General features: G+C 66.4%; 12 protein-coding genes and 1 pseudogene. 2 read left to right on the top strand and 11 right to left on the bottom strand.

The window, feature by feature from the left end; all coding sequences use genetic code 11:
* Positions 1 to 39 precede the first annotated feature (39 nt).
* From SF06_RS03620 to SF06_RS03570, 11 genes and pseudogenes are all read right to left on the bottom strand, one after another.
* Positions 40 to 1,332: a flagellar hook-length control protein FliK gene (locus SF06_RS03620; RefSeq protein ID WP_052199695.1), complete on the bottom strand. Its 1,293-nt coding sequence runs from the start codon at positions 1,330 to 1,332 to the stop codon at positions 40 to 42.
* 93 nt (positions 1,333 to 1,425) lie between these two features.
* The gene (locus SF06_RS03615; protein WP_027590868.1) at positions 1,426 to 1,779 is read right to left on the bottom strand and encodes an Hpt domain-containing protein; all 354 of its coding nucleotides are present in this window, start codon (positions 1,777 to 1,779) and stop codon (positions 1,426 to 1,428) included.
* A 71-nt stretch (positions 1,780 to 1,850) separates the two neighbouring features.
* The gene (fliJ, locus tag SF06_RS03610) at positions 1,851 to 2,300 is read right to left on the bottom strand and encodes a flagellar export protein FliJ (protein WP_027590869.1); all 450 of its coding nucleotides are present in this window, start codon (positions 2,298 to 2,300) and stop codon (positions 1,851 to 1,853) included.
* A 26-nt stretch (positions 2,301 to 2,326) separates the two neighbouring features.
* Positions 2,327 to 3,673 (bottom strand): flagellar protein export ATPase FliI, encoded by a 1,347-nt coding sequence (gene fliI, locus SF06_RS03605; protein WP_027590870.1) that lies wholly within the window; start codon positions 3,671 to 3,673, stop codon positions 2,327 to 2,329.
* Positions 3,663 to 4,457, bottom strand: a complete 795-nt coding sequence (fliH, locus tag SF06_RS03600; RefSeq protein WP_039560019.1) for a flagellar assembly protein FliH — start codon at positions 4,455 to 4,457, stop codon at positions 3,663 to 3,665. Before fliH ends, fliI begins: the two co-directional genes overlap by 11 nt.
* Before the next feature lie 51 nt (positions 4,458 to 4,508).
* Positions 4,509 to 5,531: a flagellar motor switch protein FliG gene (gene fliG / locus SF06_RS03595; protein WP_039560017.1), complete on the bottom strand. Its 1,023-nt coding sequence runs from the start codon at positions 5,529 to 5,531 to the stop codon at positions 4,509 to 4,511.
* Positions 5,510 to 7,297: pseudogene (gene fliF / locus SF06_RS03590) on the bottom strand (flagellar basal-body MS-ring/collar protein FliF). Before fliF ends, fliG begins: the two are co-directional and overlap by 22 nt.
* Positions 7,298 to 7,310: 13 nt before the next feature.
* On the bottom strand, positions 7,311 to 7,643 hold the full coding sequence (fliE, locus tag SF06_RS03585; RefSeq protein ID WP_027590874.1) for a flagellar hook-basal body complex protein FliE: 333 nt from the start codon (positions 7,641 to 7,643) through the stop codon (positions 7,311 to 7,313).
* Positions 7,644 to 7,901: 258 nt separating this feature from the next.
* Complete coding sequence (locus tag SF06_RS03580) at positions 7,902 to 8,201, bottom strand: YcgL domain-containing protein (protein ID WP_027590875.1); 300 nt, start codon at positions 8,199 to 8,201, stop codon at positions 7,902 to 7,904.
* The gene (gene rnd / locus SF06_RS03575; RefSeq protein WP_027590876.1) at positions 8,198 to 9,331 is read right to left on the bottom strand and encodes a ribonuclease D; all 1,134 of its coding nucleotides are present in this window, start codon (positions 9,329 to 9,331) and stop codon (positions 8,198 to 8,200) included. The genes SF06_RS03580 and rnd overlap by 4 nt, the downstream gene beginning before the upstream one ends.
* A gap of 153 nt (positions 9,332 to 9,484) precedes the next feature.
* The gene (locus tag SF06_RS03570) at positions 9,485 to 10,276 is read right to left on the bottom strand and encodes a lysophospholipid acyltransferase family protein (protein WP_037009137.1); all 792 of its coding nucleotides are present in this window, start codon (positions 10,274 to 10,276) and stop codon (positions 9,485 to 9,487) included.
* Between the two features lie 101 nt (positions 10,277 to 10,377).
* Here SF06_RS03570 and SF06_RS03565 point away from each other — a divergent pair, with 101 nt between their 5' ends.
* Entirely contained in the window at positions 10,378 to 11,232 is an 855-nt protein-coding gene (locus tag SF06_RS03565) for a sulfurtransferase (RefSeq protein ID WP_039560015.1), read from the top strand.
* A gap of 205 nt (positions 11,233 to 11,437) precedes the next feature.
* A complete protein-coding gene (locus SF06_RS03560; RefSeq protein WP_039560013.1) occupies positions 11,438 to 12,706 on the top strand; it encodes an OmpP1/FadL family transporter in 1,269 nt (422 codons plus the stop codon).
* Positions 12,707 to 12,790 lie beyond the last annotated feature (84 nt).

The following is a 12,790-nucleotide window of genomic DNA, read 5'->3' as shown; positions in this document are numbered from 1 at the left end:
TCATGCAGGAGGGGCTTCAGCCGCGACGTTTCCCTTGCCTCAGGCGTAGAAATCCACCAGGCCACGACCACTCTCCAGCGGCGTGGTCGCAATCAGGCTTTCGGCTTCCAGGCCCTCTTCCGCCTCGGCTCCACCACCGGCCAGGCCATAAGCGCCGCGCTCATCGGCCTGGCGCTCGCCACGGGCCAGGGACTGGTCGGACACGTTGACGTCGAACTGCCCCAGCCCCTGCTGGTTGAACATCTCTCGCAGCCGGTGCATCTGCCCTTCCAGCGCCTCGCGCACCGAGGCGTGCGGACTGGCGAAGCTGATCTGGGTCTGCTCCTGGTTCAGGCTGATGCGGATCTCGAGGCGACCCAGCTCGGCGGGATCCAGCTGGATCTCCGCGCTACGCAGGTTCTGGCTGGACAACCACATGACGCGATCCACCACCGCCTCGCTCATGCCGGGCTGGCGCATGGACAGTGGTTGCTGCAGGGCATTGGCGGCCACCTCACGCTGCGCCGCGCTGGCCTGCTGCACGGCCTGAGTCAAAGGATTGACTGGACTGTCGGGGCCTTCGGCCGCGTGCTGCGCGGAACTGCCCGCCGCCGCGCTCAGGCTGCTGCGCAGTAACTCGGTGAAGTCCTGCTCGTCGTCGGCGGCGAGCCCCCCTTCGGGAAGCGCTTCGGAGAGCGTCTCGGTTTTGGCAAGGTGCAGCTCGGGCAGGGCTGCCTGGCGCGCACGGGTCTCGGCCAGAGTCGGCTGCATCTGCCGTGCGCCCAGGGCGCTGGCGGCTGCCTGGGCAACGCCGGCCGTCTGCGAGGCCGCGGCGCTGGCAGGCGCCATCGGATCGGCCACCGCCAGCGTCTGTTCGGCAATATCCGCCTGCGCATCGGGCGAAGCCGTCGCGTCGGCACCCAGGACCGCAGCGGCAGACTCATCCACGGCTTGCGCTTCGGCGGCGGCAACAGGCGTATCCGACGCCGGCGCTGCACTGTCCCGCCCGAACAGCATCAGCGACTCCAGGGATACCGCTTCGGGCTCGGCGGCCAACGTCAGCTCTTCCTCGGGCGGCAGTCCGCTGCCCGGCAATTCGCTGCCCGGCAATTCGTTGCCGAGGACGGCAACGGCTTGCTCATCGGCGGCCAGCGACGACTGATCGTTCGCGGCCTGGGTGTGCCCACCAAGGCTGCTGGCTTCTTCGCCGGCGACCGCTTCGCCGCCTTCGCGTGCTCGTGCAAGAATCCCGGAGAAACCGCTCTGGCCCGCTTCTTTTGGCGAGCTGCGCAGGTTCTGGTCGGCGTGCACCGAAGACACCTTCGGCAGAAGGAAATCGGCACCAAGGCTCATGGCTGACTCCGCTGAAATCTAGTAGTGCCAGGCAGAGTGCAAGCAGCGGGCCAATCCAGGAAAAGCCGTCCGGGCAGCTGTGCGGGGGAGGCGTCAGGCGAAGCGGCGGCGTTCGGCGCGGACCAGCACGCGCACCACGGAGAGCTCCTGCTCGACCTGACGCAACAGACCGGCGGCCTGCTCCAGGGCAGCGTCACGGCCGGCACGCTCCAGCTCCAGGCAGAGCTGGGCCAGCGTCACCGCGCCCATGTTGCTGCAGCTGCCCTTGAAGCTGTGCGCCGCCTTGCTCAGCGCTTCGGCGTTGCCACCGCGCAGGGCCTGGCGCAGGGAATGCAGGCGTTCCTCGGAATCGGCCAGGTAAGCATCGAGAAGGGCCGGGTAGTCCTCGGCCATGACATCCTGCAGGCTTTGCAGCACCGCGCTGTCGATATGCGATCGTCCGTACATCTGCTTGTCCTTAGCCGGATGTGTCACTGCGCCATTATGCGCGGCCTGCGAACGCTGCCTCCAGACGCAGGTCAGTCTTCCCGACGAACGAGCATCCGCTGCGCCAGTTCATCGAACTGCTTCTGCTCGCGCGCGTCGGCTACCCGCCGCGCCTCGTCCTGATAGCGCTGCACCAGTTTGCGCAGCCCTTCCAGTCGCATGTGGCACTGCTGCCAGCGCTCGCGCGCCTTGCGCAGGTTGTCGCGGTTCCACTCGACACTGCGCCCTTGCTGCTCGATGGCGGTATCCAGTTGGCCGAGAAAGCGCTGGTAGTTGACCATCCACTGGCCGGAGACACCCTGGCGACCGGAGGTCAGCCACTGCTGCTGATAATCGCTGAGATAGCGCTGCAGATCGCGAAGCTGATTCTCGCTTTGCAACAGCTTCTGCTGGGCTTGCCCCAGCACGCGCGCGGCATCACGTTCCGCCCGTGTGGCCAGGTCCACCACGGGCGCCAGCCGCTGGATGCGCCGATCACTCATTGCCGGTGGCCGCGCTCAGTACCGGGTCACTGGAAGACGGCCGCCAGTTGCGCGGCGTTCTGCCCCAGCTGCTGGCCACCTTCGTTAAGGCCCTGTCGCAGGTAGTGGGCCATCTGCTGCTGCTTGGCAATGGCCAGGTCGGTTTCCGGATCGCCGCCGGGCACGTAGGCGCCGACGCTGAGCAGGTCGCGGCTCTGCTGGTAGCGCGACCAGAAGCGCTTGAAGCGCTGCGCCAGCTGCAGATGCTCCGGCGTGACCACCTGCGGCATCACCCGGCTGATCGACGCTTCGATGTCGATGGCCGGGTAGTGCCCCTCCTCGGCCAGGCGGCGCGACAGCACGATATGGCCGTCGAGCACGCCGCGCGCCGCGTCGGCGATCGGGTCCTGCTGGTCATCCCCTTCGGACAGCACGGTGTAGAAGGCAGTGATCGAACCGCCGCCCTGCTCCGCGTTACCGGCGCGCTCGACCAGCGCCGGCAACTTGGCGAACACCGAGGGCGGGTAACCCTTGGTGGCCGGCGGCTCGCCGATGGCCAGGGCGATCTCGCGCTGGGCCTGGGCATAGCGGGTCAGCGAGTCCATCAGCAACAGGACGTTCTTGCCCTGGTCGCGGAAATACTCGGCGATGCGTGTGCAGTACTGGGCGGCGCGCAGGCGCATCAGCGGCGCCTCGTCGGCCGGCGAGGCGACTACCACGGAGCGCTTGAGACCTTCCTCGCCGAGGATGTGCTCAATGAATTCCTTCACCTCGCGGCCCCGCTCGCCGATCAACCCAACCACGATGATGTCGGCCTGGGTGAAGCGGGTCATCATGCCCAGCAGCACTGACTTGCCCACGCCGGTGCCGGCGAACAGGCCCAGGCGCTGGCCGCGTCCAACGGTGAGCAGGCCGTTGATGCTGCGAATACCGACGTCCAGCGGCTGGTCGATGGGATGGCGGCGCAGCGGGTTGATCGCCGGCGCGACCAGCGGTACCCAGTCCTCGGCGCGCATGCGGCCCTTGCCGTCCAGTGGCTTGCCGGTGCCGTCCAACACCCGGCCAAGCATGCTCATGCCCATGGGCAGGCGACCGCTGTCGGCCAGTGGCACCACTCGGGCGCCCGGGGCGATACCGGCCAGACTGCCAACGGGCATCAGGTAGGTCTTGCTGCCGGCGAAGCCCATGACTTCGGCTTCGATCTCCAGCGGATGATGGCGGTCGCCGTTCATCACCAGGCAGCGGCTGCCCACAGCCGCACTGAGGCCTTCGGCTTCCAGGGTCAGGCCGACCATGCGCAGCAGGCGCCCTTCGACCACCGGACGACTGGGCAGGCTGACCGCCTGCTGGTAGCCGGCCAGGCGGCGGGCCAAGGTGGTGCGCTCAAGGCGCATCGGCTTGCTCCCCGCCGGGCAGCTCGACGATCAGGTCGGGCGCCGGCGGATGCAGGCGTTGCTCGCGCTTGTGCTCGAACAGCTGCGCCAGCGCCTGCTTGAGGCGGGTTTCCACGGTGGCATCGACCAGACTGTTCTGGCTTTCCACGCGGCAGCCGCCCGGCTGCAGGCTGGCGTCCTCGATGATCTTCCAGCTTTCCTCGTGGCGTTCGCGCAGCGCCTTGACCAGCTCGAAGTCCTGGGGATTGATGTGGATGCGCAGGCTGCCGGCGCCCATGGGCAGCAGGCCGAGCGCTTCGGAGAGGATCAGTTGCAGCTGGCTGGAATCGGTGCGCAGCTCGCGCTGGATGACCTCGCGGCTGACATGGGCGACCAGGTCGACCAGCGCCAGCTCCAGCGCCTGATCCTGCTCGGCAATGGGCTCCAGCAGGTGACCCATCAACTGTTCCAGGCGCGCCAGCTGCTCGTTCAGGCGGGCCTCCGCCTCCTGGCGGGCGCGCAACTGGCCGGCGTGGAAGCCGTCCTTCTCGCCCGTGGAAAAGCCTTCGTTGTAGGCATCCTGACGGATGGCCTCCAGCTCTTCGAGGGTGATCGGCTGCACCGCCTCGACCGGAACTTCCTCGATGCTGGCCTGGACTTCCGGCTCCGGCTCCACTTCGGGCAGCGGCTCCGGCGCGGGCGCCGGTTTGAGCGGATCGAAGCTGGGCAGCAGCCAGCGCTCGAACGGCGGCAGGTCGCTGGCGCGGATCAGATCGCTTTCGTATTCGCCTTGGCCATTCTGCATGGTGACTCGACTCTCGCCCCGCCAGGGGTCTGGCTATCCCGGCAAGCGGGATCAGATCATTTCTTCGGCGCCCTTCGGGCCGATGACGATTTCGCCGGCTTCGGCCATGCGACGCGCGATGCCGAGGATTTCCTTCTGCGCCGTCTCGACATCGCTGACGCGCACCGGGCCGAGGCTTTCCAGGTCGTCGCGCAGCAGCTCGCCGGCGCGCTTGGACATGTTCTTGAAGATCTTTTCCTTGACGTTCTCGTCGGCGCCCTTGAGGGCCAGGGTGAGCACGTCGGAGGAGATCTCGCGCAGCAGCGCCTGGATGCCGCGGTCGTCGATGTCGGCCAGGTTCTCGAAGACGAACATCAGGTCTTCGATCTCCAGCGCCAGCTCCTCGTCCAGCTCGCGGATGGCATCCATCAGCGGGCCTTCAATGGTGCTGTCCAGGTAGTTCATGATGTCGGCGGCACGCTTCACGCCGCCCAGGGTGGCGCGACTGGTGTTGGTGTTGCCGGAGAACTGCTTCTCGAGGATGGTGTTGAGCTCCTTGAGCGCCGCCGGTTGCACGGTGTTCAGCGAGGACACGCGCAGCAGGATGTCCAGGCGCGCCTTGTGCGGGAAGTGGCTGAGCACCTCGCTGGCCTGGTCGGCGTCCAGGTAGGCCACCACGATGGCCTGGATCTGCGGGTGTTCGTAGCGGATCACGTCGGCCACGGCGCGCGGCTCCATCCACTTCAGGCTGTCCAGGCCGCTGGTGCTGCCGCCCAGCAGGATGCGGTCGATCAGGCTGCCCGCCTTGTCCTCGCCCAGGGCCTGGGTGAGCATCTTGCGGATGTAGCCGTCGGTACCCACGCCCAGGCCGGTCTGCTCGCCGACCATGACGATGAATTCGCTGAGGACTTCCTCGACCTGCTCGCGGTGCACGTTGCCCAGGTGGGCCATGGCCACACCGACCTTCTGCACTTCCTTGGGGCCCAGATGACGCAGTACCTGCGCGGCGTCGGTCTCGCCCAGGGAGAGCAGCAGGATGCCGGCCTTGTCGACTTTGCTCAGTTTGCTCACGGTCACTCGTCCCCGTTGATCCATTCTTTGACGACTTCGGCAACGCGGGCCGGGTTTTCCGCCACCAGGTTCTTGATGGCGTTCAGCTGGGCTTCGAATCCGTCATTGGGGTTGGCCAGCATGATCTGCTGGGCCGAACCGCTCAGGCTCAGTTGGTCTTCATCCAGCTCGGAGGACAACGGCTGCAGGTCGCGCTCGAACGGCACCAGATCCTTGCCTTCGCCCTTCTTGTTGCCGGTGATGTTGTTGAGCAGCGGACGCAGCACGCCGAACACCAACGCGAGGATGAACAGCGCGCCGATGATCTGTTTGGCGATGTCCCAGAACCAGGGCTGCGCGTAGAACGGGATCTCCTCGAACACTTCGCCACGGTCCGCGACGAAGGGCGTGTTGACCACGCTGACGCTGTCGCCACGGCTGGCATCGAAGCCCACCGCGTCCTGCACCAGGCGGGTGAAGCGCGCCAGGTCCTCGGCACTCCAGGGCTGGTAGGTGACGGTGCCGGACTGCGGATCGACGACCTGCTGGTCGTCCACCACCACGGCGATGGACAAACGGCGAACGCGGCCCTGCTGCTGGCGGGTGTAGCTGATGGAGCGATCCAGCTCGTAGTTGCGGGTCGCCTGCTCGCGCTTGTCGGCCGGATACGGCGCCAGCATCGGCGTGCCGGTGGCCGGATCCATGATCTGCTGGCCGTTGGCGTCCAGCAGCGGCTGGCCGGGCGGAATCGCGCCGGCATTCGCGGCGCCGAAGCCCAGCTGTTCGGGCGCGGCGCCCGGGGCCGGCGGCTGGTTGCTCAGCGCGCCCGGAACACCTTGCGGCGGCAGGCTGCTCTGGCGTTGTTCCTTGACGGCCTGCTCGCTGCGCAGCGCGGGCTGGTCGGGGTTGAAGGTCTCGGTGGTGGACTCGACGGCGTTGAAATCCACGTCGGCGGAGACTTCCGCCTTGTAGCGCTCGTTGCCCAGCACCGGACGCAGGATGTTGTGCACGCGCTGGGTCAGCAGGGTTTCCACCCGGCGGCTGTACTCGAACTGGCGGCCGGCGACGGTCAGCTCGGACAGCTCCTGCTGATCGGAGAGCAGGTTGCCCTTCTGGTCCACCACGGTGACCTGGGACTTGTTCAGCTCCGGCACGCTGGTGGCCACCAGGTTGATGATCGCCTGGACCTGGCCGGGCTCCAGGTTGCGTCCCTGAAACAGCTCCAGCAGCACCGAAGCGCTGGGCTTGCGCTCGTCGCGCACGAACACCGAGCTCTTCGGAATGGCCAGGTGCACGCGCGCCGATTTGACGCCGTTGAGGCTGGCGATGGTGCGCCCCAGCTCGCCTTCCAGACCACGGCGGTAACGCGCCGCTTCCATGAACTGGCTGGTGCCCAGGCTCTGCTCGCGGTCGAGGATCTCGAAGCCCACGCTGTTGTCGCGTGGCGCCACGCCGGCGGTGGCCAGTTTCAGGCGCGCCTGGGCCATGTCCTAGGCCTTGACCAGCAGGGCGCCGGAATTGGGTTCGACGGTGTAGTGGATGCCGGCGGTGTTGAGGACATCGACCACCTGGCTGACGTCCATACCGTTGAGGTTGCCGTACAGGGGGCGGTAGTCCGGCTGCTGGGACCAGAGCACCACGGCGAAACCGATGGCCACGCTGGCGGCCAGCCCGACCAGCAGGCCCACCTGGCGCAGCATGGACATTTCGGAAAGGTTTTCCAGGAAGGCGAGCCCGAACAGCGGCGGCTTCTTGGCCGGGGCTTCCGCCTCGTTGGAATGGGCGGGAACCTTCGCTACAGCGTCAGACATGGATCATCCGTCCTTAGATCGACATCTGCATGATGTCCTGGTAGGCCTGCACCAGCTTGTTACGCACCTGGGTCATGGCCTGGAAGGACACCGAGGCCTTCTGCGAGGCAATCATCACATCAGTCAGGTCCACCCCGCCCTGGCCCATTTCGAAGGCGGTGGCGAGCTGGTTGGCGGAGCTCTGGGTCTGGCTCACCTTGTTGACCGCCTGCCCCAGCAGATCGGCGAAGCTCGGCATGCCGTTGGCCGGCGCCTCGGGCTGTGCCGGCTTGAAACGGGCCATGGCGTCCGCCTGCATGGAACGCATGTCCATCAGCAAACGATTGAACTGCACACCCTGACTCATGTGTCATTTCCTCTTACTGGCGGCATAGATTTGACGCCCCACATCACAGAGCCCAGACATAGCAACATCAGTGCCAAGGGCCAAGTCATTGATTGAGCGAGAGTTTTGCTTGCGCTACAGGCTGTCGGAAAGTGGACGGTGGCGCACACCGACGAGACGGCCCACCCCGGCCGCCCCGAAAAACGTCGATTTCGTCACTTAGTGGCGCGACGATAGCATATTGATTTGCACATGCCAGCTCCGAAAGGAGCCCTTCGCTTACAGCGGATCGTTCATGCGCAGCAGTTCGTCGGGCAGATGCTCGATGTAGTCATCGTCCAGATCGGGCGGCGGCATCTGCAGGTGGTAACCCTGCTTGTCGAGGTTCTCCAGCACCTGGTGGATGTCCTCGCGGGCCAGCTGGCGCTCGGGGTGCAGCACCAGATCGAAGGCCAGCTGCGGCGTGCCAAAGGCGGCGAGCAGACCTTCCGGCACTCGCGCCAAGGCGTCGCTTTTCAATACGTAGAGGTACATCTCGCGCTTGCGCGGGCTCTTGTAGATGGAACAGATGCGTTTCATGCCGATTCTCCGGGAGCGGACAACGCCTCGAGCAACGCCTGTCCGAGGCGTTCACGGCGCCAGCCGCGCAGGTTGTCCGGCAATTCATAGGGGCCGTTGGGGTAGCCACTGCGCAGCAGGGCTTCCAGGGATTTCTTGCGCAGCATCAGCTCGGGCGCCATGTCCAGGCGCGCCGCCTCGGCCTGGCCAACCGCGCGCAGCTTCTTGAGCAGGCGACCGACTTCCAGCGGCAGCGGTTCGTCCACCGGCTGCGGCCAGGCGTCGGGCGGCAGCGCCGCCGCCTGGCGGATCAGCTGCAGGAGGGTTTCGCCATCCTGGCGCACAGTGCGCGGATGCATGTCTTCAATGCGCGACAGCGCGCCCAGCTCCGCGGGCTGGTAGCGCGCCAGCGGCCACAGCGAGGCCTCGCGCAGGATGCGGTTGCGCGGCACATCGCGACGGCGCGCCTCACGCTCGCGCCAGGCGTACAGGGCCCGGTACACCGCCAGTTGCTGGCGGGACAGCTTCCAGGCCAGCTTGCCGTCGCGATACATCTCGTCCGGGTCGACCTCGCGGCGCAGGTTGGCGACCAGCTCGGCGCCGTCCTCCAGCAGCCAGCCACGCTTTTCCGCGCTGAGCCGTTCGTCCAGCGCGCGATAGACCTCGACCAGGTGCTGCACATCCTCGGCGGCGTAGCGCACCTGCATGTCGCTCAGCGGGCGCTGCAACCAGTCGGAGCGGGTTTCGCCCTTGGGCAGCTCCACGCCCAGCAGCGCCTGCACCAGGCGCGAGTAGCCCATGGAAAAGCCCAGGTTGAGATAGGCCGCCGCCAGTTGGGTGTCGAACAACGGCTGCGGCAGGGTGCCGGTCAGGCGCTGGAACACTTCCAGGTCCTCGCTGCAGGCATGCAGCACCTTGACCACCGCGGGATCATCCAGCAGCGCGGCGAACGGTGACCAGTCGCGGATGCACAGCGGATCGATCAGCGCGGCCTGCCGGCCATCACCGACCTGCACCAGGCCGGCGATCGGATAGAAGGTGTCGACCCGCATGAACTCGGTATCCAGCACCACGAAAGGCTGCGCGCGCCAGGCGGCGCACTGCTGCGCCAGCTCGGCGTCGTCGCGGATCCAGTGAATGTCGATGGCCACGCGGGTCTCCTCGATTGCCGGCACGTCGATTGCGGGCGCGCAGTATACAGCGCGTCGCGTTTTGCGCGCGGCGTCGCAAATACGGCTCGCTCGGGACGGCGGCACGCCCGGCGGGGCCGGCTGCACGCCGGTCGACAGAACCCGGAAACGGGCTCAGGCCAGGGTCAGCTCCTCGCTGACCGTCCCGGCCGGGGCGACGCCCTTGTCGAGCATGGCCTGCAGGCGCGCGCGGGTTTCGGCCATCAGCTCGGGCAGGCGCTCCACGGAATACTGGCTGGCGTCGATGGGCTCGCCGATTTCCACCTCCACCGGCATGCCCAGGTTCAGCCTCCAGGTACGTGCCGGCAGCACCTGGTGAATGCCGCGGATCGCCAGCGGCACGATGACCGCATCGGTGTCCAGCGCCAGGTGGAAGCAGCCCTTCTTGAAGGGCAGCAGCCGGCCATCGGCCGAACGGGTGCCTTCCGGAGCGGCCCACAGCACGATGCCGCTTTCCATCAGACGACGCGCGTTCTGCAGGTCGCGCACGGCCTGGTGGCGGTTGCCGCGATTGATGGAAGGGAATTCACCGGCGCGCAGGGTCTGGCCGAACAGCGGAATGGAGAACAGTTCCTTCTTGGCCAGCATGCGGATCGAGCCAGGCAGGTGGGCGAAGCTCACCGGGATGTCGTAGTGGCTGGAATGGTTGCAGAGAATGATGTAGCGGCGGCCGTCGGAGAAATCCGGCGCCTGCCCCTGCACGCGAATGTCGATGCGCGCCATGCGCAGCAGCACCCGGGCCCAGCTGCGCGCATAACGGTCGATGTGCTCGCGGCGCAGCCGGCCCACGGCGGCACGCATCAGGATGACGCAGCAGTGATAGGCGGTCAGCAGCACACTGCCCAGGACAACCCCCACGCGGCGTGCCAGCGTGGCGCTCTCGGTGATGACAGCCAGATTAGACATGAACGCTCCCATTTCTCTGACGGGTCTATGCCAGGCGACTGGCGAAATATGACAGCCACCTTATGATGCCTGCCCTGCCCTTCGCGACACAGGAGCCACCCATGTCCTTTGCCCGCCTGCTGACTGCGCCCCAACTTGCCGAACGCCTGTCGGCGCCGGAGCTGCGCATCCTCGACTGCCGTTTCGCCCTCGACGACCCCGCCTACGGTCGTACCCGCTACGCCGAGGGGCATGTGCCCGGGGCCCAGTTCGCCGACCTGGAGCGGGACCTGTCCGGCCCGATCATCAAGGGGGTGACCGGTCGCCACCCGCTGCCGGATCCCGCCCGCCTGCAGGAGGCCCTGCGCGCCTGGGGCGTGGATCAGGACAGCACCATCGTGCTCTACGACGACGGCCCCGGCGCCTTCGCGGCGCGGGCCTGGTGGCTGCTGGCGTGGCTCGGCAAGCGTGACGGCGTGTTCCTGCTCGACGGCGGCTTCCAGGCCTGGCAGGCCGCCGACCTGCCGGTAACCGCGCAGGTCACCGAACCGGCACGCGGGGACTTCACCGCTCGCCCGGACGCCTGCCTGGTCGTGGAGGCCGATCAACTGGGCCGGCGTCTGGCGGAGCCTGGCCTGACCCTGATCGATGCCCGTGCCCTGCCGCGCTTTCGCGGCGAGGTGGAGCCGCTGGACCCGGTCGCCGGCCACATCCCCGGCGCCCGCTGCGCTCCCTTCACCGACAATCTGGGCGCCGACGGACGCTTTCTGCCGCCCGAACAGTTGCGCCAGCGCTTCGAAAACCTGCTGGCGGGACGCAACCCCGAACAACTGGTGGCCTATTGCGGCTCGGGCGTTACCGCCTGCCATAACCTGTTCGCCATGAGCCTCGCCGGCCTGCCGCTGGCGCCGCTGTATGCCGGCTCCTGGAGCGAGTGGATCACCGATCCGGCACGCCCGGTGGCCAGAGGTGACTGAACAGTCACTCAGGGACCCTGTATTTCCTTAGAGAACAAATAGTTACATTGGTAGCCCGGTTTTTTTAGCATGCTTTATCGCAACCCATTCACGGCACGCATAAAACCTGCGAAAGCCGCGATACAGAGCGGTTTGCACCTAGAACGGGGGGATTCTTCCTGTTAGCGTCGCCCGCTCGCTTCAACTTGAAAAACCGGAGTTACCGATGAAACAAGCCTGGATAAAAACAACACTGGCTCTGGCGATTGGCGCCCTGTCGAGCCAGGCACTGGCAAACGGACTGGCCATCAACGAGCACAGCGCCAGCGGCATGGGAACCGCCTTCGCCGGCCGTTCCTCCAATGTCCTGGACGCCAGCATCGTGGCTGGCAACCCGGCCGGCATGTCCAAGCTTGAGCGTCGCGAGGTCAGCGGTGGTCTGGCGTTCATCCATGCACTCACCGATATCGAAGCGACCGGCGGCACCGGCAGCACCGATGGCGACATGGTGCCCTTCGCCACCGTGCCGTTCGGCTACTACGTCACCCCGATCAACGACAAGCTGCACTTCGGTCTCGGCCTGTACGTGCCGTTCGCGGTCATCAGCGACTACGAGAACGGCCACATGGGCCGCTACCACGGCCTGAACAGCGAAGTGGAAGTGGTCAACCTGCAGCCGACCCTCAGCTACAAGATCAACGACCAGGTGTCGGTGGGTGGTGGCCTGGTGATCAGCCGCATCTACGGCCAGCTGACCAGCAACTCGGCTGTTGGTCCGTTCGACGCCAAGATCGAAATCGAAGGCGACGACATCGCCTACGGCTATAACCTCGGCGTGCTGGTGGATTTCACCGAGCGACTGAGCTGGGGCCTGACCTACCACTCCAAGGTCAAGTACAGCCTGGAAGGTGATACCAAGGTCAGCGATATGCCTGCAGGGGTGTCGGTACCTAACACTGGAGGCACCGTTCCCTTCAGTGCCCTGAACGGCAAATATGACGCCAGCGTCGACATCACCATGCCGGAGTCGGTGGACACCTCGGTGACCTACCGCCTCGACGACCAGTGGACCCTGTATGGCGGCGCCACCTGGACCCGCTGGAGTCGCCTGGAAAGCCTGGTGGTGGAAAACCAGACCAGCAACCCGGTTGCCGCAGGCGTCCTTGGCCGCAAGGTTGAACCGCTGAAATGGAGCAACACCTGGTCGTTCGCCGTCGGCACCTCCTACCAGCTGAACCCGCAGTGGGTGCTGCGCGCCGGCCTGGCACTCGACGAGTCGCCGACCAACGACGAGCACCGCACCACTCGTATTCCGGTATCGGATCGCACCATCCTGTCCCTGGGCGCCGGCTGGAACATCAACCGCGACATGACCCTCGACCTGGCCTACTCCTACCTGAAGGAAGACAAGGGTGAGGTGAACCAGGCCGGCTACAACGCCGAGTACGAAAACTCCGCCCACGGCCTGGCAGCCCAGCTGACCTACCGCTTCTAAGCGGCTGTGGCGTAACGAAAAGCCGGCCCCTTGGGTCCGGCTTTTTCATTTTCTGTAGGGTGGACAACGCGTTTCTTGTCCACC

Source organism: Pseudomonas flexibilis (assembly GCF_000802425.1).
GTDB lineage: Bacteria > Pseudomonadota > Gammaproteobacteria > Pseudomonadales > Pseudomonadaceae > Serpens > Serpens flexibilis.
Note: the sequence above shows the minus strand (reverse complement) of the source record. Positions and strands in the feature narration are given on the sequence as shown.